The organism is Thioalkalivibrio sp. ALJT (assembly GCF_000381825.1).
Classification (GTDB): domain Bacteria; phylum Pseudomonadota; class Gammaproteobacteria; order Ectothiorhodospirales; family Ectothiorhodospiraceae; genus Thioalkalivibrio.
Genome location: NZ_KB907125.1, coordinates 40476 through 63186, shown reverse-complemented (window position 1 = coordinate 63186; position 22711 = coordinate 40476). Strand labels below are relative to the sequence as shown.

Annotated in this window: 21 protein-coding genes and 1 tRNA gene; 16 read left to right on the top strand and 6 right to left on the bottom strand. The window is 65.7% G+C overall.

The genetic code is table 11. The annotated features are described in order from the left end of the window. Nucleotides 1–10: 10 nt before the first annotated feature. The 11 genes from nuoN (at nucleotide 11) to G332_RS0107045 (ending at nucleotide 11795) form a co-directional block, all read left to right on the top strand. Nucleotides 11–1459, top strand: coding sequence for an NADH-quinone oxidoreductase subunit NuoN (gene nuoN, locus G332_RS0107095; protein WP_019626306.1), 1449 nt, complete (start codon nucleotides 11–13; stop codon nucleotides 1457–1459). Between the two features lie 3 nt (nucleotides 1460–1462). Continuing rightward, nucleotides 1463–1807 carry a DUF2818 family protein gene (locus tag G332_RS0107090; RefSeq protein ID WP_026340690.1) on the top strand — a complete coding sequence of 115 codons (345 nt, stop codon included), beginning with the start codon at nucleotides 1463–1465 and terminating at the stop codon, nucleotides 1805–1807. A gap of 59 nt (nucleotides 1808–1866) precedes the next feature. Further along, nucleotides 1867–1943 (top strand) — tRNA-Met (locus G332_RS0107085). Nucleotides 1944–2155: 212 nt separating this feature from the next. After that, complete coding sequence (rimP, locus tag G332_RS0107080) at nucleotides 2156–2611, top strand: ribosome maturation factor RimP (RefSeq protein WP_019626304.1); 456 nt, start codon at nucleotides 2156–2158, stop codon at nucleotides 2609–2611. A 75-nt stretch (nucleotides 2612–2686) separates the two neighbouring features. Continuing rightward, entirely contained in the window at nucleotides 2687–4183 is a 1497-nt protein-coding gene (nusA, locus tag G332_RS0107075; RefSeq protein WP_019626303.1) for a transcription termination factor NusA, read from the top strand. 63 nt (nucleotides 4184–4246) lie between these two features. Next, a complete protein-coding gene (gene infB / locus G332_RS0107070; protein ID WP_019626302.1) occupies nucleotides 4247–7066 on the top strand; it encodes a translation initiation factor IF-2 in 2820 nt (939 codons plus the stop codon). Further along, entirely contained in the window at nucleotides 7066–7533 is a 468-nt protein-coding gene (gene rbfA, locus G332_RS0107065; protein WP_019626301.1) for a 30S ribosome-binding factor RbfA, read from the top strand. The genes infB and rbfA overlap by 1 nt, the downstream gene beginning before the upstream one ends. Nucleotides 7534–7565: 32 nt before the next feature. Then, a complete protein-coding gene (gene truB, locus G332_RS0107060; RefSeq protein WP_019626300.1) occupies nucleotides 7566–8525 on the top strand; it encodes a tRNA pseudouridine(55) synthase TruB in 960 nt (319 codons plus the stop codon). A gap of 117 nt (nucleotides 8526–8642) precedes the next feature. Further along, nucleotides 8643–8912, top strand: a complete 270-nt coding sequence (rpsO, locus tag G332_RS0107055) for a 30S ribosomal protein S15 (RefSeq protein ID WP_019626299.1) — start codon at nucleotides 8643–8645, stop codon at nucleotides 8910–8912. Between the two features lie 123 nt (nucleotides 8913–9035). Further along, entirely contained in the window at nucleotides 9036–11123 is a 2088-nt protein-coding gene (pnp, locus tag G332_RS0107050; RefSeq protein ID WP_026340689.1) for a polyribonucleotide nucleotidyltransferase, read from the top strand. A gap of 54 nt (nucleotides 11124–11177) precedes the next feature. Further along, the gene (locus G332_RS0107045; protein ID WP_019626297.1) at nucleotides 11178–11795 is read left to right on the top strand and encodes a class I SAM-dependent methyltransferase; all 618 of its coding nucleotides are present in this window, start codon (nucleotides 11178–11180) and stop codon (nucleotides 11793–11795) included. 153 nt (nucleotides 11796–11948) lie between these two features. On the opposite strand, the gene G332_RS0107040 is transcribed toward G332_RS0107045, so the two are convergent. Further along, nucleotides 11949–12227, bottom strand: a complete 279-nt coding sequence (locus G332_RS0107040) for a hypothetical protein (protein WP_019626296.1) — start codon at nucleotides 12225–12227, stop codon at nucleotides 11949–11951. A 135-nt stretch (nucleotides 12228–12362) separates the two neighbouring features. On the opposite strand from G332_RS0107040, the gene G332_RS0107035 reads away from it, so the two are divergent. Beyond that, entirely contained in the window at nucleotides 12363–13811 is a 1449-nt protein-coding gene (locus tag G332_RS0107035) for a circularly permuted type 2 ATP-grasp protein (protein ID WP_019626295.1), read from the top strand. 1 nt (nucleotide 13812) lies between these two features. Beyond that, complete coding sequence (locus G332_RS0107030; protein ID WP_019626294.1) at nucleotides 13813–14769, top strand: alpha-E domain-containing protein; 957 nt, start codon at nucleotides 13813–13815, stop codon at nucleotides 14767–14769. 198 nt (nucleotides 14770–14967) lie between these two features. On the opposite strand, the gene G332_RS0107025 is transcribed toward G332_RS0107030, so the two are convergent. Then, nucleotides 14968–15756 carry a proteasome-type protease gene (locus G332_RS0107025; RefSeq protein ID WP_019626293.1) on the bottom strand — a complete coding sequence of 263 codons (789 nt, stop codon included), beginning with the start codon at nucleotides 15754–15756 and terminating at the stop codon, nucleotides 14968–14970. A 189-nt stretch (nucleotides 15757–15945) separates the two neighbouring features. Between G332_RS0107025 and G332_RS0107020 the strand changes: the two genes are divergently transcribed. Continuing rightward, complete coding sequence (locus tag G332_RS0107020) at nucleotides 15946–16518, top strand: histidine phosphatase family protein (RefSeq protein ID WP_369699373.1); 573 nt, start codon at nucleotides 15946–15948, stop codon at nucleotides 16516–16518. A 291-nt stretch (nucleotides 16519–16809) separates the two neighbouring features. Here G332_RS0107020 and G332_RS0107015 read toward each other — a convergent pair whose 3' ends face one another. Beyond that, a complete protein-coding gene (locus G332_RS0107015) occupies nucleotides 16810–17259 on the bottom strand; it encodes a host attachment protein (RefSeq protein WP_019626291.1) in 450 nt (149 codons plus the stop codon). Nucleotides 17260–17532: 273 nt separating this feature from the next. Here G332_RS0107015 and G332_RS0107010 point away from each other — a divergent pair, with 273 nt between their 5' ends. Beyond that, entirely contained in the window at nucleotides 17533–18114 is a 582-nt protein-coding gene (locus tag G332_RS0107010) for a GNAT family N-acetyltransferase (RefSeq protein ID WP_019626290.1), read from the top strand. Nucleotides 18115–18134: 20 nt separating this feature from the next. On the opposite strand, the gene G332_RS0107005 is transcribed toward G332_RS0107010, so the two are convergent. The 3 genes from G332_RS0107005 to G332_RS0106995 form a co-directional block, all read right to left on the bottom strand. Continuing rightward, nucleotides 18135–18521, bottom strand: coding sequence for a YajD family HNH nuclease (locus G332_RS0107005; RefSeq protein ID WP_019626289.1), 387 nt, complete (start codon nucleotides 18519–18521; stop codon nucleotides 18135–18137). A 29-nt stretch (nucleotides 18522–18550) separates the two neighbouring features. Further along, a complete protein-coding gene (locus G332_RS12735; RefSeq protein ID WP_019626288.1) occupies nucleotides 18551–19642 on the bottom strand; it encodes an alpha/beta fold hydrolase in 1092 nt (363 codons plus the stop codon). Nucleotides 19643–19797: 155 nt separating this feature from the next. Continuing rightward, a complete protein-coding gene (locus G332_RS0106995; protein WP_019626287.1) occupies nucleotides 19798–21828 on the bottom strand; it encodes a site-specific recombinase in 2031 nt (676 codons plus the stop codon). Between the two features lie 268 nt (nucleotides 21829–22096). Here G332_RS0106995 and G332_RS0106990 point away from each other — a divergent pair, with 268 nt between their 5' ends. Next, nucleotides 22097–22711, top strand: a complete 615-nt coding sequence (locus G332_RS0106990) for a BMC domain-containing protein (protein ID WP_019626286.1) — start codon at nucleotides 22097–22099, stop codon at nucleotides 22709–22711.

The window sequence follows — 22711 nt, the reverse complement described above, 5'->3', positions numbered from 1 at the left end:
GACGCCTGACATGAATTTCGAGATCCCCAACTTCCTCCCCGCCGTGCCCGAGATGTTCGTGCTCGGGATGGCGTGCCTGATCCTGGTGATCGACGCGTTCCTGCCGGATTCGCGGCGCGATGTCACCTACGGACTGGTCCAGGCGACCCTGGTCGCCGCCGCTGGCCTGACCCTGTGGTTGATGGGTCCGGACACGGTGCTGACCTTCTCGGATACCTTCGTGCAGGACCCGATGGCGGACATCCTGAAGATCGCGGTCTATGTCACCAGCTTCCTGGTGTTCCTGTATGCGCGTCCGTACCTGATGGAGCGCGGGATTCACAAGGGCGAGTTCTACATCCTGGGCCTGTTCGCGGTGCTCGGGATGATGATCATGATCTCCGGGCACAACCTGCTCACGCTTTATCTGGGGCTTGAGCTGCTGTCACTGGCCTCGTACGCGCTGGTCGCGTTCTGGCGCGACAACACCCGCGCCACCGAGGCAGCGATGAAATACTTTGTGCTGGGGGCGCTGGCCTCCGGCCTGCTGCTCTACGGCATGTCGATGATCTACGGCATGACGGGTTCGCTGGACATCGCGGTGATTGCGGCCGAACTGACGGCCGCCGACGACAGCCTGAACGTGCCACTGGTATTTGGTCTGGTGTTCCTGGTGGTGGCCATTGCGTTCAAGCTGGGGGCGGTGCCGTTCCACATGTGGGTGCCGGACGTCTATGACGGTGCGCCGACGGCGGTTACGCTGTTCATTGCCACCGCGCCGAAGATCGCCGCATTCGCCTTCCTGATGCGCCTGCTGGTGGAGGGCATGGGCCCGATGCATGCCGACTGGCAGGGCATGCTGATCATCCTGGCGGTGCTGTCGCTGGCCGTGGGTAATGTGATCGCGATTGCGCAGACCAGTATCAAGCGCATGCTGGCCTATTCGACGATCGCCCACGTGGGTTTCCTGTTCATGGGGATCCTCGCGGGGACGGAAAGCGGTTACGCCTCGGCGATGTTCTATGTGATTGTCTACGCGCTGACGGCGGCCGGTGGCTTCGGCATGATCGTGTTCCTGTCGCGCAAGGGCTTCGAGGCCGACCACATCGATGACTTCAAGGGACTGGCCAAGCGCAACCCGTGGTTCGCGTTCATCATGCTGCTGTTGCTGTTCTCGATGGCGGGTGTGCCGCCGACCGTGGGTTTCTACGCGAAGCTGGCGGTGATCCAGGCCGCGGTGGGCGCAGGCCTGGTGTGGCTGGGCGTGGTGGCAGTGATCTTCTCGATCATCGGCGCGTTCTACTACCTGCGCGTGGTCAAGATGATGTTCTTCGACGAGCCGAAGGAGGACAACGCCGAACCCGTGCAGCCGTCCGGCGCCCTGGCCGCTGCACTGAGCATCAACGGGCTCGCCGTGCTGGCGCTGGGAATTTTTCCGGGTCTCCTGCTGTCCGTTACTCATTACGCAATCATCGGGTAAGTCGTGACACAGTGGATTCCGTTTGAGGCCCTCGTTTGGGGATTTGTCGTCGTCGCCTTTGTGTCGGCGAATCTGCCGTGGCTGACGGAGCGCGTCGGGCTTGTCGTCCTGCCGGCCAATGGGGTGAAGGGCCCGTGGACCCGGGTCTTCGAATGGTTCGGGCTCTACATCCTCGTCGGCCTGATTGGCAAGGGGCTGGAGTTTCAGGCGACGGGCGGCATTCATTCGCAAGGCTGGGAGTTCTACGTGATCACCCTGTCGCTGTTCGCGATGTTCGCGCTGCCGGGTTATATCTGGCGATTTGACCTGCGGCCGCATCTGCGCAGTGGCGTGCGCCGTAGCCGATAAATATTTTCGTGTAGCCCTTGCAGCAGGGCACCCGCTTTGCTAAAGTTCTGCGTCTCGGATGCGGGGTGGAGCAGTCTGGCAGCTCGTCGGGCTCATAACCCGAAGGTCGCAGGTTCAAATCCTGCCCCCGCTACCAATTTTCAGAGAGGCCCCGTACGGGGCCTTTTTGTTAAGAATACGGGCCTGGCGGTTACTGTTCGCCGCCGGGCGCCGGTTCTTAAGGCTGCGCTCCCGCGCGCCTTGCGGCAGTGATTGGGTCGCAGCCATCGTTGCGGTGTACGAGGGGCGTTCGGCGCCCTTTTTTTGTTTCTGGGTCCCGGCAACGGGACGGAGTCGATCGAGACGCCCTTGTCGCAGAAGGCCGAACAACTCAAAACGCTGTTAACCCCGGTGGTCGAGGGGGAGGGCATGCAATTCTGGGGGCTGGAATATCACGCCGGCTCCAAGCCGCCCGTGCTGCGTATCTTTATCGATGGCGAGAACGGCGTCACCGTGGACGATTGCGCGCGGGTCAGTGACCAGGCGGGCGCGGTCCTGGATGTCGAGCAGGTCCTCAAGGGCCATTACACCCTGGAGGTGTCCAGCCCCGGGATCGAGCGCCCCTTGTTTACCTCCGACCAGTTCCGGCTCTACATCGGGCACCCGGTGAAGGTGCGTCTGGCGTGGCCGGAACACGATCGTCGCAATTTTCGTGGCGTGCTGCTGTCGGTTGAAGAGCCGATGATCGAAGTGGAAGTGGACGGTATGGCCTATGAGCTGCCGCTGGCTGCCATCCATAACGCGCGGGTCCTCGAACAGCTGTAAAGCGGCTGTGATACAGGGCGCTGCTACGCTTTTGTTGAATCGGCAGGTGACTGCCGAGTGCAGAGAGGCAAGTACATGAACAAGGAGATCCTGCTGGTCGCCGACGCCGTGGCGAACGAAAAGGGAGTGGAGAAGAACATCATCTTCGACGCCCTGGAATCGGCCCTGGCGATGGCGACCCGCAAGTACCACGGTGGCAAGATGGACGTCCGCGTAAGCATCGACCGCGAGGAAGGTGACTATGAGGCCTTCCGGCGCTGGACCGTGGTCGACGACGAGGATCCGGAGTTCGAATCCCCGGAGCATCAGATCCTGCTGTCCTATGCCTTGCAGCAGAACCCGGATGCCCAGGTCGGCGATGTGATCGAGGAGCCGGTCGAGGCCGTCGACTTTGGCCGGATCGCCGCCCAGACCGCCAAGCAGGTCATCGTGCAGAAGGTGCGCGAGGCCGAGCGTGCCAAGGTTGTGGAGGAATACCAGGACCGCGTTGGCACGCTGGTGATGGGTATCGTCAAGCGTACCGATCGCAACGGGACCTACGTGGACCTGGGCAATAATGCCGAGGCGCTGATCCCGCGCGAACACATGATCCCGCGGGAGACCGTGCGCACCAACGACCGGCTGCGTGGTTACCTGAAGGAGATTCGACCGGAGGCCCGGGGGCCGCAGCTGATCCTCAGCCGCACCGCGCCGGAGTTCCTGATCGAGCTGTTCAAGCTCGAAGTGCCGGAAGTCGGACAGAACATCATCGACATTATGGGTGCGGCCCGTGATGCGGGCATGCGTGCCAAGATCGCCGTGCGCTCCAACGACCCGCGCCTGGACCCGGTGGGGGCCTGTGTCGGGATGCGCGGCTCGCGTGTGCAGTCGGTCTCCAACGAACTGGCGGGGGAACGCATCGACATCATCGTCTGGGACGAGAACCCGGCCCAGTTCGTGATCAATGCGATGTCGCCGGCCGAGGTCCAGTCGATCGTGGTCGACGAGGACAAGCAGTCCATGGATATCGCGGTCGAGGAAGACAAGTTGTCGCTGGCCATCGGTCGCGGTGGTCAGAATATCCGTCTGGCGTCGCAGTTGACCGGCTGGGAGCTGAACGTGATGACCGAGGAACAGGCGGCCGAGAAGAGCGAGGCCGAGGCGCAGCAGCTGGTGAACTTCTTCATGGAAGCCCTGGACGTCGACGAAGAGGTCGCGGGCATCCTGGTACAGGAAGGCTTTACCACGCTCGACGAAGTCGCCTATGTGGACGAGGCCGAGTTGCTGGCGATCGAGGAATTCGACGAGGACATGGTCCAGGAACTGCGCAGCCGTGCGAGCGATGCCCTCCTGACCAGGGCGATCGCGGCCGAAGAAGGGCTCGAGGGTTACCAGCCCGCAGAGGATCTGCTGAACATGGATGGCATGTCCGCCGTACTGGCGAACAAGCTGGCGGCACACGGGGTGTGCACCATGGAGGATCTGGCGGAGCAGGCATCCGACGACGTGGTCGAGATGACCGGACTGGATGCGGAAGAGGCGTCGGCGCTGATCATGACCGCGCGCGCCCCGTGGTTCGCAACCGGGGACTGATCCCCGCGAACCGAATCGGAATCCGTGTCACAGGCCTGTGGGCGGGCCTGAAAAGAATCTGGAATGGAGGTAGGCGCCATGGCGCAAATGACAGTGCAGCAATTCGCGGAATCGGTGGGAACGCCGGTCGATCGCCTCATGGTCCAGCTCAAGGAGGCGGGCGTCGAGGTGGATGGCCCCGACGGGGCGATTACCGATGCCGAAAAACGCAAGCTGCTCGATCACCTCCGCCAGGCTCATGGCGAAGGCGGCGAGGCCGGGCGCGTGACCCTGAAGCGCCGCACTCAGGCGCAGACCCTCAAGGTGAGCTCCGGCCAGGGCCGCGCCAAGACCGTGAACGTCGAGGTTCGCAAGAAGCGCACCATCAAGCGCAAGCCGGTCGAGGCAGCGCCCGAGGCGCCAGCTGAACCGCCGGTGGAGGCGACGCCTGCAGCCGCAGAGCCCGCGCCGGCCCCGGAGCCCGTGGAAGAACCGCGTGCGGTGGAACCGGAGGCGCCCCTGCAAGAGCCGGTTAGCGAGGCCGCGGCCGACGCGGTGGAGGCGAGCGCCGACACCCCGGCGGAGCCCGAAGCCGAGCCTGAGGCTGCAGCCATGGCGGAGCCCGAGGGCGCAGAGCCGGAAACCGCGAGTGCGCCGGAACCGGAGGGCGAGGAAGCCGCGGCCGAACCGGCGGTCGCCGAAGCCGAGCCGGCGCCTGAACCCGAGCCGGCACCGGCCAGGCCGAAGCGTCCGCTCAGCCGTACCGAGCAGCTGGCGCTGCAGGTCGAGGCGGAGCGTGACGCCCAACGCAAGGCGGCCGAGGCCCGCAAGCAGGAGGCGGCCGAGCGCGAGGAACGCCAGAAACGGCGCCAGAAAGAGCTCGAGGCTCAGGAGGCGAAGCGCGAGAAGGAAGAGCAGGCGCGCCTGGAGCGTGAGGCGGCGGCTCGTCAGGCCGCCCCCGCGCCGGCCGCGGCCGATACCCGTGCCGGCAAGGGTGCCCGCAAGGGCGGTCGCAAGGATGATCGTAAAGAGCTGCACGTGGCCGGTGATCGTCGCGGCCGGCGCAAGAAGGGCGACGGTCGCCGCGCCCAGTCTGCCGCGGCGCAGGCGGTGACCAGCAAGCACGGTTTTGCCAAGCCGACGGCACCGGTTGTGCGCGATGTCGAGGTGCCGGAGACCATCACCGTGGCCGATCTGGCGCAAGCGATGGCGATCAAGGCCCCGCAGCTGATCAAGGCGCTGATGGGCATGGGCGTAATGGCCACCATCAACCAGTCGATCGACCAGGACACCGCAATGCTGGTGGTCGAGGAAATGGGCCACAATCCGATTGCCGTGAAGGAGACTTCGGTTGAGGACGAGATCGACACCGGGTTGGAGCAGACGGCGGAAGCCAGGCCGCGGCCGCCGGTGGTGACCGTGATGGGTCACGTCGACCACGGCAAGACCTCGCTCCTGGACTATATCCGCAAGGAGAAGGTGGCCTCGGGCGAGGCGGGTGGCATTACCCAGCATATCGGCGCCTACCACGTGCCGAATAATCACGATGGCGTAACCTTCCTGGATACGCCGGGACACGCCGCGTTTACGGCGATGCGCGCCCGGGGTGCGCAGTCCACTGATATCGTGATCCTGGTAGTCGCGGCCGATGACGGTGTGATGCCGCAGACCATGGAGGCCATCCAGCACGCGAAGGCGGCGAATGTGCCGATCGTCGTGGCGGTGAACAAGATCGACAAGCCGGAGGCCGAACCGGAGCGGGTGATGAATGATCTCGCCCAGCACGAGGTCATCCCCGAGGCCTGGGGGGGCGATACACAGTTCATCAACGTGTCCGCGCATACCGGCGCGGGCATTGACGAACTGCTGGAGGCCCTGGGCCTCCAGGCCGAGGTGATGGAGCTGAACGCCCCGGACGACGGCCCGGCGCGTGGCGTGGTTATCGAGTCGCGCCTGGAGAAGGGGCGTGGCCCGGTGGCAACCATCCTGGTGCAGTCGGGCAAGCTGAAGCACGGCGACATCCTGCTGTCCGGCAAGGAATACGGTCGTGTGCGGGCCATGTTCGACGACACCGGTGCCGCGGTGAAGGCCGTGGGTCCGTCGATGCCGGTCGAGGTTCTGGGCCTGTCCGGTGTGCCGGAGGCGGGTGACGAGGTGCTGGTGGTCGCAGACGACAAGACCGCCCGCGAGGTCGCGGAGCACCGCGACGCCAAGCAGCGCGAGCGCAAGCTGGCTGCACAGCAGGCGGCCAAGCTGGAGAACATCTTCAACCAGATGCAGGAAGGCGAGATTGCGACCGTGAACATCCTGATCAAGGCGGATGTTCAGGGCTCGGCCGAGGCCCTGCGCGAGTCGCTGGTCAAGCTGTCCACCGACGAGGTGCGCGTGAAGGTGGTCTCTGCCGGGGTCGGGGGGATCTCCGAATCCGACCTCAACCTGGCGATGGCCTCCGAGGCGATCGTGATCGCGTTCAACGTGCGTGCCGATGCCGGGGCCAAACGCCTGGCGGCCGAGAACGAGATCGACGTGCGCTACTACTCGGTGATCTACGAGGCGATCGATGACGTGAAGCAGGCGCTGTCCGGACTGCTGTCGGCGGAGATCCGCGAAGAGGTCGTGGGCCTTGCCGAGGTGCGCGATGTGTTCAAGGCCTCCGGCTTTGGTCAGGTTGCCGGTTGTCTCGTGGTCGAGGGTGCGGTGAAGCGGGGCAACCCGATTCGTGTGCTGCGTGACAACGTGGTGATCTACGAAGGCGAGCTGGAGAGCCTGCGTCGCTTCAAGGACGACGTGAACGAGGTGAAGGCGGGTACCGAGTGCGGGATCGCGGTGAAGAACTACAACGACGTGAAGTCGGGTGACCAGATCGAGGTCTTCCAGCGCGTCGAGGTGGCCCGGACGCTCTGATGCCGGGGAGCCGCGATTTTCATCGGTCGGACCGGGTCGGGGAGCAGATCCAGCGCGAGCTGGCCGAGCTGATCCGCCTGGAGGTGAAGGACCCGCGTGTGGGCATGATTACCCTGGCCGGTGTCGAGGTGTCCCGGGACCTGGCCCATGCGCGCGTGTACTTCACCCAGCTCGGCGGTGCCGAAAAGGGGCTGGAGGCGCAAAAGGGCCTGAACAACGCCGCCGGTTTCCTGCGGCATGCCCTGGGGCAGCGCATGCGCCTGCGCAGCGTGCCGCAGCTGCGTTTCAGCTATGACGATACCCCGGAGCGGGGTGCGCACCTGTCGTCTCTGATCGACCAGGCACTGGCCGAGGATCGTGCGCACCACGCGGACGATCCCGATGGCGGGGACGGTAGCGGCGGGTCCTCGGAGGGGGATGCCGACGCCGCCCGTGACCCGGGCGAAGGACCGGAACGCGGGGCCTGAGCCCCCGGCGTTTCCGGGCGGGCGACCCATCCATGGCGGGCAAGCGGCGCGAAGTCGACGGCATCCTGTTGCTGGACAAGCCGCGTGGGCGCAGTTCCAACCAAGTGCTGGGGCGGGTCAAGTATCTGCTGCAGGCGAAAAAGGCCGGTCACACCGGGGCGCTGGACCCGCGGGCGACCGGCCTTTTGCCGTTGTGCTTCGGGCAGGCGACCAAGGTGTCCGGCTGGTTGCTGGATGCCGACAAGCGGTACCTGGCCGAGGCCCGTCTCGGGATCGAGACCGATAGCGCGGACCTGGACGGGACGGTCATCCGCGAGTCTCCGGTGCCGGTGATCGAACCCGCGCAGCTGCGGGCGCTGGAGCGGCAGTTCAGTGGCGCTCAGGAGCAGGTGCCGCCGATGGTATCGGCGCTCAAGCACCGCGGCCGGCGCCTGTACGAGCTGGCGCGCCAGGGGGTCGAGGTTGAACGGCCGCCGCGACCGGTGCGCATCCATATGCTGAGTATCGAGCAGACCGCGCCGGATCGGTTGCGGTTCGAGGTGCACTGTTCCAAGGGGACCTACATCCGCTCGCTGGTGGCCGATGTCGGCCGTGAGCTGGGTTGTGGCGCCGCCGTGGATATCCTGCACCGGGTCGGTCATGGCCACTTCAATGCCGCCGCCATGGTGTCGCTGGACGCGATCGAGACCGCCTTCGAGGCGGGCGGGGCGGCGGCAATCGAGGCAATGCTGCAGCCGGCAGAAGCGGCCCTGGCGCACTGGCCCTCGGTGCGGCTTGATGCTGCTGCGAGCGCCGCGATGCGGCATGGTAATCCGGCGCCCGCGGCGGCGATTATCGCGCGTACGTCGGGAGCCGATGATGCTCCGGCCGAGGCCGGCAGCGGCTGGCCCCTGGTGCAGGTGGTGGATGCCGAAGGGCGCTTTCTGGCGGTCGCGGTGGAGGACCCCGCCGGCTGGGTACGAGCGCGGCGGTTGTTTGTGTCTGCCGCCTGACGTCGGGCCGGGCGTGCGTTTCTGTTCACGTCGTGATGGCTCGTGCTAATATTGCGCGCCTATCGCCAGCGCCACTGGTCGGTTAACGGTTTCAGTACTTTCAGGAGTCAGGTTTTAATGTCGCTCACTACCGAAGAAAAATCGGCCATCGTCGAAAAGCACAAGCGCGATGCCAACGACACCGGTTCGCCGGAAGTCCAGGTCGCGCTGCTGACGGCCCGCATCCAGCACCTGATGGGGCATTTCGAAAAGCACAAGCAGGATCATCACTCGCGCCGCGGGCTGCTGAAGATGGTCAGCCAGCGCCGCAAGCTGCTGACCTATCTCAAGCGCAATGACCAGGATCGCTACAAGGCCCTGGTTCAGGAGCTTGGCCTGCGCCGCTAAGGCCGGCACAACGGGCCCGCGCCACTGGTGCGGGCCCGTTCAGTTTCGGGGCCGGACGCGCAGCGAGCGGGTCCGGCCCGTTGCATGCATCAGACGCACGTCATTACGGATACGGGATACAACGTGGCATACAAGAAGTCGTTCCAGTACGGAAACCATACCGTTACCTTCGAAACCGGTGATATCGCCCGCCAGGCCAGCGGTGCTGTCCTCGTCAACATGGCCGAGACCGTGGTGCTGGTCACTGTGGTGGCCCGCAAGGAAGCCGATCCGGGCCGCGACTTCTTCCCGCTGACCGTGAACTATCAGGAACGCACCTACGCTGCGGGCAAGATCCCCGGTGGGTTCTTCAAGCGCGAGGGGCGTCCGAGCGAGAAGGAAACCCTGACCTCGCGCCTGATCGATCGTCCGATCCGTCCGCTGTTCCCCGAGGGGTTCAAGAACGAGACCCAGGTGGTCGCCACGGTGATGTCGATCAACCCCGAGGTCGATCCCGATATCCCCGCGATGCTCGGCACCTCGGCCGCGCTGGCGCTGTCCGGTGTCCCGTTTGCCGGGCCGATCGGCGCGGCGCGCGTGGGTTATCGTGCCGGCGAATATCTGCTCAACCCGACCTACAGCGCGCTGGAGGAATCGGATCTCGATCTGGTGGTGGCCGGTACCGAAAACGCGGTGCTGATGGTGGAGTCGGAGGCCAACCAGCTGTCCGAAGAGACGATGCTGGGCGCGGTGATGTTTGGTCACGAACAGATGCAGGCCGCGATCCAGGCGATCAACGAACTGGCCGCCGAGGCCGGGAAGCCGGCCTGGGACTGGGTCGCACCGCCGACCATCGAATCGCTGGAAGACCAGGTCAAGGGCGTGGTCGGTGACGAACTCGTCGCTGCCTATCAGATCGCCGAGAAGCAGGCGCGCACCCAGCGGATCGGGGAGCTGCGCAGCCAGGCTGTCGAGGCCCTGGTGAGCGAGGATGAAGAAGGCCCCTCCGTGGATGACGTCAAGACCGCCTTCCATGATCTCGAATACCGCCTGGTTCGGGACCGCATCCTGGACGGGAACCCGCGTATCGACGGCCGCGATACGCGCACCGTACGGCCGATCACCGTGAATACCGGCATGCTGCCGCGTGCTCACGGTTCGGCGGTGTTTACCCGCGGCGAGACCCAGGCGATGGTGGTGGCGACGCTGGGTACCGATCGCGACGCCCAGGTGATTGACGCGATCGAGGGTGAGCGTCGCGACCGCTTTATGCTGCATTACAACTTCCCGCCCTATTGCACGGGGGAGACGGGCTTCGTCGGCTCGCCCAAGCGCCGCGAGATCGGTCACGGGCGCCTGGCCAAGCGTGGTGTTGCTGCGGTGATGCCCTCCGACGAGGACTTTCCCTATGTGCTCCGCGTGGTCTCGGAGATCACCGAATCCAACGGCTCCAGCTCCATGGCGTCGGTGTGCGGGACCTCGCTGGCCCTGATGGATGCCGGGGTGCCGCTGAAGGCGCCGGTGGCCGGGATCGCGATGGGCCTGATCAAGGAAGGGGAGCGTTTTGCCGTGCTGTCCGACATCCTCGGTGACGAGGACCATCTCGGCGACATGGACTTCAAGGTGGCCGGTACCTCTGATGGCGTGACCGCGCTGCAGATGGACATCAAGATCGACGGCATTACCCGCGAGATCATGGAGCAGGCGCTGGCGCAGGCCCGTGAGGGCCGGATGCACATCCTTGGCTGCATGAACGAGGTGCTGCCGCGTCACCGTGACGAGATGTCCTCGCACGCGCCGCGTTTCATCACCATGAAGATCAACCCGGACAAGATCCGCGACGTGATCGGCAAGGGCGGCGCGACCATCCGGGCCCTGACCGAGGAGACCGGCGCGACCATCGATATCCAGGACGACGGAACCGTCAAGGTGGCTTCCACCGATCAGGCGGCCGGCCTCGAGGCCAAGCGCCGCATCGAGGAGCTGACCGCGGATATCGAAGTGGGGCGTCAGTACACCGGCAAGGTTGCGAAGATCATGGACTTCGGGGCGTTCGTCTCGATCCTGCCGGGTCGCGATGGCCTGGTTCACATCTCGCAGATCTCGGACGAGCGGGTCGAGAACGTCGGCGATTTCCTCGCCGAGGGTGACTCGGTGACCGTACGGGTCCTGGAAGTGGACAAGCAAGGTCGCATTCGTCTGAGCATGAAAGCGGTGGAATCGGACGCCTGACCGGCCGCGCGTGGTTTTCGGGCGCCCTGTTATCCCGCTTCAGGATGTTTTGGCATGGATCTCGTCAGTATTCGCAACAGCTACCGACGCTACGCCCGTCACTATGACGCGACCTTCGGGCGGGTGTTCGCGACCGGTCGTGCCAGTGCGAAGGAGACCCTGGCGCCGCTCTCGGGCAAACGCATCCTGGAGGTCGGAGTAGGTACGGGACTCTCGCTGCCGGACTACCCGGACGATTGCCAGGTGGTCGGTATCGACGTCTCGCGCGAGATGCTGGAAGTCGCTCGGGGGCGTCTGAACGGTGGGCTGCCGGCGGTGGCCGGACTTTGCGAAATGGACGCGGAGAAGCTCGGGTTTGCCGATGACAGCTTCGATGCGGTGGTGGCGATGTACGTGGCCACCGTCGTCCCCAATCCGGATGCCCTGTTTGCCGAGATGTGGCGGGTCTGCCGCCCGGGTGGTCGGGTGCTGGTCGTGAATCACTTTGCCTCGCGGCAATGGTTGCTGCGCGGGTTCGAGCGTTGCCTGCGGCCGCTGTCCAAGGCCGTGGGCTTCCGTCCCGACATGGAGTTCGAGGACTTCGTGCGGGTGACCGGACAGGAACCTTGCATGGTCGCCCCGGCCAGCCTGTTCGGCTACTGGAAGCAGGTCGAGTTTCGCAAGCCGGTCTGAAGATCTCTCCGCGCGGTGCGGGTCCATCCCCGGCGTAACCTGATGGTGGTGCCCCGGGGAACATGGGTCCGTGTTTCTCCGGGCGATGTGCACGGGCCGCCACGGCGTTGTGCGTCTCACCAGACTGCGGCGCCTGGTGTTTGCCCGGCTGGGTCAACGCCGCGTGAACAGCGGCAATTCGTGGCGCCGCGCGTTGGCCGCGATGAAACGGCCACGCCCCTCCTGTTCCTGGTCCAGGGCCGCCTGCTCGGTGGATTCCTCCCCGATGATCGTGGCCAGAAAGACCTCCAGCTCACGTCCGTCCACCCGCAGCGTACCGAAGGGTTTGCCATCGACGTCAGGGTGCCAGAAAAGTCGTGGTTGCCAGTTGCAGCCCTGGATCTTTGGATGCTGGTACAGCTCGCGCAGGCGTTGGTCGAGTGGGTCGGACATGGGAACCTCGAAAGGGAAAGGTCGGACGAAGCCCCAGGGAAACACACCTTTGGTGTCTCCCGGCCGTCGTGCCGGTGAGTGCCAAAAGGCGTTACTGTAGACGAACCCTGCCCACGGCGTCAGAGGACCCGACGAATGGCAATCGACTGGAAGCGCTACGACTCTACCCCGTTCTACGACGAACTGATCGAGAGCCCCGGCCGCCCCCGCGACCCCGCGCGCGCGCTGGCGGAATACCTGGCGTCGCTGGATGCCGGCGAGATCCACAGCCGCAAGCAGGCGGCCGACAGTGCGATCCTGGAGATGGGTATCAGCTTCACGGTGTATACCGAGGGCGAGAACATCGACCGCGCCTGGCCCTTCGACATCATCCCGCGGGTGATTGCGCGCCAGGAGTGGGATCAGGTCCAGGCCGGGCTGGAACAGCGTCTGACCGCACTGAACCTGTTCATTGACGATATCTACAACGAGCAGCGCATCTTTCAGGACAAGGTGATCCCGCGCTATGTGCTGAACCAGTCGAAGAATTTCCGCGAGCAGTGCGTCGGCATCAAGCCGCCGCACGGCGTGTGGGCGCACATCTGCGGCAGTGACCTCGTACGCGACGGTGACGGCCAGTTCTTCGTGCTGGAAGATAACCTGCGCGTGCCCTCGGGGGTCTCCTACATGCTGGAAAACCGTCAGGTGACCAAGCGCGTGTTCCCGGAACTGTTCGAAAACTCCAGCATCCTGCCGGTGGACGAGTACCCGACGCAGCTGTTTGACATGCTGGCCGCGATCTCGCCGCGGCCGCAGGACTACCCCGAGATCGTGGTCCTGACGCCGGGGATCTACAACTCGGCCTATTTCGAGCACTCGTTCCTGGCGCAGCGCATGGGCGCGGAACTGGTCGAGGGGGCGGATCTGGTCGTCGATGACGATGACTGCGTGTACATGCGGACCATTGACGGGCTGGAGCGGGTCGACGTGATCTACCGTCGCATCGACGACGAATTCCTCGATCCGGAGGTCTTCAACCCGGACTCGATGCTGGGCGTGCCCGGCCTGATGCGGGCCTGGCGCAAGGGTAATGTCGGTCTGGCCAATGCGCCCGGTGCCGGCGTGGCCGACGACAAGGTGATGTATGCCTACGTGCCGGACATCATCCGCTACTACCTGGATCAGGAGCCGATCATCCCCAACGTGCCGACCTATCTCTGCGTGAACGAGAAGGATCGCGCCTACGTGCTCGACCACCTCGACGAGCTGGTGGTGAAGCCGGCTAACGAGTCCGGGGGCTACGGCATGCTGGTGGGGCCACACGCGAGCAAGAAGCAGCGTGCCGAGTTTGCGCAGCTGATCAAGAAAAACCCGCGCAACTATATCGCCCAGCCCACCCTGGACCTGTCCGTGGCACCCACCCTTTGCGGCGACGAGATCGAGCCGCGGCACCTGGACCTGCGTCCGTTCATCCTGCAGGGGGTGCGCACGGATGTGACGGCCGGGGGTCTGACCCGGGTGGCCATGCGCAGGGGTTCGCTGGTGGTGAACTCCTCGCAGGGCGGGGGCAGCAAGGACACCTGGATCGTGGACGAGGAGAACTGAGATGCTCTCGAGAGTCGCCGAACGTGTGTACTGGATGGCGCGTTATGTTGAACGCGCCGAAAACACCGCGCGCATGGTCATGGCCTTTAACCTGCTGGCGCTGGATATGCCGAAGTCGGTGCAGCTGTCCTGGAAGGGACTGGTGGAGGTTACCGGTAACGAGGGGCAGTTCGACAACCATTACCAGCGTGATGATGAACGCAACTGTGTGAAATTCCTGCTCGCGGATGACGACAACCCGAGCTCGGTACTGAACTCCCTGCGGGCGGCCCGCGAGAACGTACGTACCACGCGTGACCTGGTGCCGTCCGAGGCCTGGGAGGTAATGAACGAGCTGTACCTGTTCGCTCGTGACCGCATTGATCAGGGCATCGGCAAGCGGGGGCGTTTCGACTTCCTGTCCGAGGTAATCCAGCGCTGCCAGACCCTGACCGGGTTGCTGGCCGGGACCATGAGTCACGACGCCGCCTACGACTTTATCCGCCTGGGGCGCAATCTGGAACGCGCCGACATGGGGACGCGACAGATCGACGTTGGCGCCCTGCGGCATTTGAAGAAGGATGGAGAGGACCCGGAGCCCTATGAGGGTCTGTTGTGGACCAGCATCCTGCGTTCGCAGAGCGGGTTCCAGATGTATCGCCAGCATGTGAAGCGCCGCATCAACGGGGTCGATGTCGTGCGCTTCCTGCTTCAAGATAATGCCTTCCCGCGTGCGGTCACCCATACCCTCAATCAGGTGCAGGATGCCCTGGAGAAGCTGCCGAACAACGAACTGCCGCTGCGTCTGGTGATACAGGCACGCCGTCATGCGACCAGCGCCCAGGTGCACGAACTGATCAAGGAAGATGGCCTGCACGCCTTTATCGACGTGCTGCAGAGGGATATCGGAGAGATTCATGGTGCCAACGCCACGACCTGGTTCCTGGCCGTCCCGGCGCAGGGACAGGCGGTGGCCTAGTGGGCCATGCGGGAAGTGCGGTGACGATGGAGCACAGCCAGAAGTGCGGGAGCCTGGCGGGCAAGTGCTGGAATAGCCCCCTTCTTTCAAGTTTGCGCAACGGCAGTGCCGGCGCTTCTGGCGATGCGATCGGTTACCGAATTTTCCGCGTGGCCCACCCGGGGCCTGTCGGGGCAGCGGTCAGGCTTGCCGGATTGGTCAGGAGGCGCTGCCGGAGCCGCGGCTGACCCGCGTACCGCGCTGCTTGTGGGCGTGCGCGGACTCCCAGTCGAACCGTGGCAGGTCAGTAAAGGCCTTCTTGATGTTCTTGTCCCAGGCCTGGTTCAGTGAGCGCAGATAGCCGTCGTCCGCCTCCAGACACAGGTAGTGGTCAAAGGTCAGGGTGCCGCGCTCGTAGACCATCACCTCGACCGGAGGACCGACGGTGAGATTCGAACGGATGGTCGAATCGATGGAGACCAGGGCGCAGCGTGCCGCATCTCCCAGTGGGGTGGTGTGATCAATGATTCGATCCAGGATCGGCTTGCCGTATTTGCTCTCGCCCAGCTGCAGAAACCGGGTCTGCTGCGAAGTGGTGATGTAGTTGCCCTGCGGGTAGATGAGATAGATGGCCGGGGCGTCTTCGCCGATCTGGCCCCCGATGATCAGTGTCGCCTCCGCCTTGATGCCGGACCGTGATAGCGCTTCGGAGTGCTTCTCCGCCTCCTGGCGGTTGATCCGGCCGAGGTACTCGGCCGCGTCCGACATGCGTTCCACTGTCGCCAGGCTCTCGTCGGCACCTTCTTCCATGTCGCGTTTGAGCTGGTGCACCACGGACTGCGTGGTGGCCAGGTTGCCCGCCGCGAGCACCACGAATACCCGCTGGCCCTCGATCTCGAAGGTGTGCATCTTGCTGTAGGTGCTGACCTGATCGACCCCGGCATTGGTGCGGGAGTCGGAGGCGAAGACGAGGCCGTCGTCCAGGTCGATGGCGACACAGTAGGTCATGGGGGCGCGGAATTCCGGGCAAGGGGGAATCGGCATACTAGGGCTGGCTTCGGGGGGCGTCAACGCGAAGCGGTGGCGAGCACCGCGTGGCGGCGGCTGAACCCGACCCGGTCCGGGGTGGTCAGCTGAATAGTGCAAACCATGATTCCGGAGGTCCCGATGCGCCATCGCTGGTTGGCGGTAGTTCTGATGCTGTTTGTGCCCCTGCTCACGGTCAATGCCGATACCCTGGACCGCGAGGCCCTGCTGGAGCGCATGCAGGGAGGCGGGCTGGTGATCTACTGGCGTCATGCCGCCACGGATCATGGGCAGCGCGATACGGATCTTTCCGACATGAGCCGCTGCGAGCACCAGCGCAACCTCAATGACGCGGGGCGCGAGCAGGCGCGGCAGGTGGGCGCGGGTTTCGAGCGTCACGCCATCCCCGTTGAGCGCATCCTCAGTTCGGCGTTCTGCCGCAATACCGAGAGCGCCCGCATCGCCTTTGGGGAAGGTCGCTACGAAACCCGCGATGATCTGTTCAACCTCCCGCCGGTGCGCAATCGCCAGCAACAGCAGGCCCTGGTGGCTGCGCTGCAGGACTATCTGGTCACTGCACCCGAGGACGCGACGCGCAACGTGGTGATCGTGGGCCACAACATCAATCTGCAGCGTGCGGCCCGGGTGCTGATCGAGGAGGGCGAGATCGCGGTGTTCGACCCGGATGCGGAGGCACCGCGCCTGCTGGGGACGTTGCATCCGGAGGACCTGGGGCCGCTCTGAACGCCGCAGGCGAGCCCGCCCCGGGGTCTCTCCGGGGCCGGCGGATGCCATGGCGTGGCGGGAATCGAGCGGGCCGGAACCGACCTGCAGAGTTGGGCCCGCGGGAAGATCAGGGAAGCGCTGAACAAAGCCATGCGGGCCTTTTCAGCGCCCGCGGGCCTGCAGGGCCTGGTAATGCGTTGCCCTGGCCAAGGGGCTTGCCGCTTGTTCCGGACGCAATCGCCCTTGCCGTGGTCGATTCCGGCGGCACGTCCCGGTGCCGAAGGGAAACATCGATCAATGCGCTCAGCCCTAATAGAGGAAGTCGGGCAGGTGTTTGCGCAAGGTGCTGGCGTCGACGGATTTGGTCACGTTCTTGGCGACCTCGGCGGTGACGCTCTGGGCTACGGTCGGGTCCAGGGCGTCGCGCAGTGCCCCCAGGAAGGTAGGTGCGGCCACGATGACCAGGTGCTTGAAGCTGCCTGCGTGACAGGCGGATTTGAGATGTTCGGCGACCTGGCGCGCAAAACGATTGCGCTCGTTGGCGGCGGGGTCAGTGCTTTCCTGCATGGCGTGTCGGGCATCCCCGCTGGCGCTGGCCCAGCTGCGCCCGGGACGGTCGGACACCAGGTCCTGGTTATGGGCGCGGGATTCGCTGTGCGAGAGCGTCTCGCTCTCGTGCATTCCCTGACAGGCGCGGCCCTCGCAGGTAAAGATGCGGGCGCGCGCGGCATCGGCAACAACGATCCAGACAGTATCCATGCAGTTCCTCCTGTGGTGGGCTGGTGGGGCGGTGCCGGACGCACCGGACCGGTACGTCGGTTGGCGGGGCCGCCCGCAGGTCGGCCCGGACAGGGCCGGCCCCAGTTCCGAGTGTAGATCGTTTGCGCGGCAACAAGGGGTTCGAGCCCCGCGGTACCGCACGTTATGCTGACCGGGGCCAGGCGGATCGGGGACGGATCCCCTGTCTCGCTCGTGATGATCCTCCAGATCCCACAGGTCCCCCTGCACTGACCTCACCGGAGGCCGACCACTATGCAATTTCAGACGGTGCGCGGGGCGGCGATCAAGCGGTATCTGGAGGCTGTGGCGCGTCTGCGCATCGCGGTGTTTCGCGAGTGGCCCTACCTGTACGCCGGGTCGGCGGAATACGAGCAGGGCTACCTGCGCCATTACGCGGAGTGCCCGGACAGCACCCTGGTGCTGGCGCTGGATGACGAGCGGGTGGTGGGAGCGTCCACCGCGCTGCCGCTGGCGGCGGCCGAGCCCGAGTTCCAGGCCCCGTTTCATGCCCGCGGGCTGGACACGGCGCGCTATTACTATCTCGCGGAATCGGTGCTGCAACCGGCGTATCGCGGGTACGGGGCCGGCCATCGGTTTTTCGATGCGCGCGAGGCTGTAGCACGCCAGCTGGGATTTGAGCACGCGGCTTTCTGTGCGGTGGTGCGGCCACCGGATGACCCGCGGCGGCCGGCGGATTACCGCCCGCTGGACGGATTCTGGTCGCGCCGTGGCTATGCCCGGGCGGAAGGGCTGGTATGCGAGTTTTCGTGGCCGGATACTGGCGCGGCGCAGGAGACGTACAAACCGCTGCAGTTCTGGTGGCGTCGCCTCTGAGCTGCGGGCGGTCGCCTGCGCTATGAGGACGAGGAGTCGTCGCCTGCGTCCCGGTCGCCCTTGAGCAGCCCGGCCAGGCCGGCGAAGGGGCTGTGCGTCGCTGTGCTTCCGTGTGTGGTGCCGCGACCGGGCGCAGCATCGGTGAAGCGCTGGTGTTCGTTATCGTGGCAATACAGGCACAGCAGCTCCCAGTTACTGCCGTCCGGCGGATTGTTGTCGTGGTTGTGATCGCGGTGGTGCACCGTCAGCTCGCGCAGGTTGGCGCGCGTGAACTCGCGCCCGCAACGTCCGCAGACCCAGGGGTACATCTTCAAGGCCTGTTCGCGGTAGCCGCGTTCGCGAGCCGCCTGATCCTGGCGGCTGCGTGCGACCAGGTCGTCGAGGCGGCTGGATTTCGATTCACTCATGCGGCGATCCTCCTGCGGCGTGCTCGTTCCTACGGTACTGATGCAGCGGGCCGGGGGCCAGCGTCATCCGTGTCTCCCCAGCGTTCCGCGAGCGTCGCTGCCAGGGCGCCCGCAGTACCGTCGTGCCCGGACGGGAGCGGGTCCTGCGGATGGTGCAGCCAAGCCACGATGTCGTCGAAGGTGGTCCGGGCGCGGGTGTAGCGCGTCAGCATGTGATAGCCCTCGGGGTACAGCACGGCGCGGTGTCCCGGGTCATCACTGTCTGCCAGGGTCTCCAGCAGGCGGGTCAGGGGCCCTGGCGGGACGAGGTCGTCGCGGTCGCCGTACAGGGTCAGGGTTGGCGCCGGCAGGTTGGGGGCCGCCTCCAGCGCATGGGTCATCAGGGTTGTCAGCCCGTCCAGGGCATCAATGCGGGCGTCGTGCAGGACCAGCGGGTCTGCCCGCATCTGCTGCAGCACTTCCGGGTCATCGGTGGGGTGGATCTCCAGGTCGGCCACGAGCTCGCCGTCCAGGCGCCAGCCGGGTGCCAGGCGCGCCCCGAGCCAGAGGCCGAAGCGCTGGTACCAGGGCATGTCGCCCCGACTCCAGACGGCAGGGGCGATCAGGACCGTACCTGCGACCGGGGCGGGGGTTTCGTCGTCGGCGTGGGTGGCAGCGGCCAGCAGCGCTACTCCGCCCCCCATGCTCTTGCCGACCAGGAAGGGCGTCTGCTCCGGGTAGCGGGCATCCAGCAGCCGCAGCACGGTGCGGGCATCGGCGGCCATCAGTCGGTGTCCTGACCAGTAGCCGGCGTTGCGCGTGGCCCCGAAGCCGCGCTGGTCATAGGCGTAGACTGCGATGGCGTCTGCCGCCAGTGCCTCGCCCAGGGCCTGCATGCTGCCGCCGTGGTCGTTGAACCCGTGCAGGGCCAGTACGACCCGTTCCGGGTCTTCCGGGCCCCAGCGGTGCAGTGGCAGGTGGTCGCCATCGGCGACCCGGATGCTGTCCGGCGTCAACTCCGGCGTGCCGCGGCTGTCTCCCGAGGGGCTGGGTATCGTCCCGGCGCAGCCGGCGAGCACCAGCACCAGTATCAGCACCAGGGCGAGGGTCGGCGTCCCGCCATGCTCGCGAAGATCGCTCAATGCAGACAGTGTTTCCCGGGTGGGCCACGCGGAAAGTTCGGTAACCGATCGCTTCGCCAGAAGCGCCGGCGCTGCGTTGGGCCAGTTGAAAACAGGGTGGCTACTCCGGCACTTCTGGCTGCACTCCATCGTCACCGCACTTCCCGCATGGCCCACTAGTTCGAGCCGTTGGGGTTGGAATCGGAGTGGTCGGGGCCGTTGCCGGTCTCGGGGCGCGGCGGGAACAGGAACTCGCGCGGGCGTTCGCGCAGGTGCTGGCCGTAGGCCCGGAATACGCGGCCGAAGGCCCCGATGCGGACGCCGCGGGCGCGCAGGGCGACGTACAATGCCAGCCCGAAGCTGACCCACAGGTTGACTGCCCCGATCAGCAGCACAAAGCCAAGGAACAGCCCGAAGCCCAGCAGCCCCAGGGCCTCGCCGGAGGTCACGTAGCCGAGGTTGGCCGAGGCAAAGGCCACATGCTGGATATCCAGCGGGAGATTCAGCAGATAACCGACATAACCGGTGAGCCCCAGGAGCATGCCGAACAGGAAGTTGCCCATCACCGCCCCGTAGTTGTACCCGATCCAGTCGGCCAGGCGGTGGCGTGCGCGAGTGGGCAGCAGCCGTCGCAGCAGGGGGTGTTCGCGCAGACGGCCGGGGAGGTCCAGGTAGGCGCAGCGGTTGTCGAAGTAGCCGGCGATCAGGCCGGACACGAACAGCCAGACCCCGGCGATTGCCGCGAACATCAATGCCAGACCCATGATCGGACGCAGCCCGTCCAGCAGGTAGTCGACCTCGCCGCTGGACAGGATGCTGGTCCCGAACAGGCTGGCCGTCGCCAGCCCGATCAGGATGGCGGTGGGCAGGGCGACACCGACATTGCCGAGGACCGCGGCGAACTGCGAGCGGCCCACCCGCATGAGCAGGTCCGCCATCTTGCGTGGGTCGGCGGTGCCGCGTTCGCTCTCTTCGATGGCGGCCGCCAGGCGGGCGGCGGTCATCGCCGGCTGCTTGGTCGCGACCGTAAAGTGCAGCATGTGGATCAGTACGAAGCCGAGGCCGTAGTTCAGGCTGACCAGCAGGGTATTCCAGCCTTCGGACAGGCCCAGCCCCTCGATCTGGATCTTGATCAGCGCCATCAGCGCGATGATCAATCCGGCGCCGGCGCCGGAACGCAGCATCTGAAAGTACTCGCCGCGCGACTGGGTGATGTAATGCTCACCGGTGTCGCTGACATGCTGGGTAATGCTGCGCGATACCAGTTTGACGTTGTCCTGCCACAGCGCGCGGACCCCGTGGCTGCGGGCGCTGATGGTGACCAGCTCGCGGAACACGCCGACGGCGGCGCGGCGGGGCGATTCGCCGCTGTCCGGCTCCAGCAGGTCCAGCAGCTTGTGGATGCGGGCCAGGGTCTGGTCCAGGCGTTCCAGCAGATGCGTCAGGGACAGGCTGTTGCCCTGGGTGATCGCGCGCTGGCGCAGGCGCTCGACCTGTTCGCTGCATTGCTGCAGCAGCACTCGCGCGTGGCGATCATCCATGCGTGTATGGTCCGGCTCTTCCAGCGCGCGCCGGTAGTCGCGCACATAGGCCGAGATCTCTCGTTCCTGGGCGACAAAGGCCGAGTTGCGTTCGGCGATGGTCGGGTCCAGCCGCAGCAATTCGGGCTCCAGCTCCTCGGCCGCAATCCAGATCGACAGCATTTCCAGCGCATACAGGGCCTCCTCGCGGGCGCGATGCAGTACCCCGGGGTGGTCGCCGGAGAGGCAGCCCAGCGCCTGCAACAGCCGCGACCAGGCATCGTCCGGCAGTCGGGCGACCCAGAGCGCGTCCTGCGGGTCGTGAAAGACATGGTAGAGGATGTCTTTCAGGTCTTCGCGGTCCATCGGGCGCGGGTTGATGCGCTCATAGAGCAGCTCCGCGGCCTCACGGAAGAAGCCCTTGCGCGAAAACAGGCCGATGCCGGTATACAGCGTCAGGTGGCGTGCGTCTTCCAGCCCGCTCTCCAGCCGCTGACGCAGGCGGCCGCGCAGCTCGGGTTCCTCGTCCAGGGCCAGGACCAGGGCCTCGATGCGGGCAATGACCGGGGCGATGTTGCGCGCATCCTCCGGGCGCAGCCAGTCCACGATCCAGCGCAGGGTATCCGCCAGATCGAGTTCGGTGCTGGCCAGGCGTGCGAGCCATTGGGGCGCGTCCTGCTTGGACATGTGGATTCCTTGGGAGCAGTGGGTATCGCGCCCGCATTATACGGTGGCCTCAGGGTGCCGTGGCCCGGTTGTGGGGCGGGTCCCCTCGGGCTGACGTTGAGCTTGGGGCACGCAGCGTTCACAATACGCCCCTTAAATTCTTCCGTGTACGCGTTGCGGGGCCTGCGATCCGATTGCGGCCCGCTCGGGTGTGTGCGGGTCCCCGTGCGGGTTCGGGCCGCGCCGTGCGGGGCGTCCGGGGGCACAGACCCTGGCCCAGAGTGAATCGATGATCCAGCTGCGAACCTATGTCTACATGGATTCCCTCCAGCCGCAGCTGGCGGAATACATGGCCACGGTCTCCCAGGGCTTTCTGCCCGTTCCGGGGGATTCCTGCCTGTGGGTGGAGGTTTCGCCGGGGATGGCGGTGCATCGCCTGACCGATGTGGCGCTGAAGGCGACCAACGTGCATCTCGCGCAGCAGGTGGTGGAGCGCGAATTCGGCTCCATGGTGATCCACCACCGTGACCAGAGCGAAGTGCAGGAGGCCGGCCGCGTGCTGCTGTCGCGTCTGGGCGCCAGTCAGGAAGATCGTCAGCCTTGTCGCATCCCGTGGCAGGAGACCATCCGCGGGATGACCCCGGACCACACCGTGCTGATTAACCGCCAGAATCGCCGCGGCAACATGATCCTGCCGGATCAGAGCATGTTTATCCTGGAGGCGGAGCCGGCCGGCTATATTATCTACGCGGCCAACCAGGCCCTGAAGGCCGCGAGCGTGTCGTTGATCGACGTGCGCGCGGTGGGGGCCTTTGGCCGCCTGACCCTGGCCGGCCGCGAGGGCGACGTGGACGAGGCGGCGCGTGCCGCGATCTACGCGCTGCACAACCCGGCTGGCACCTGA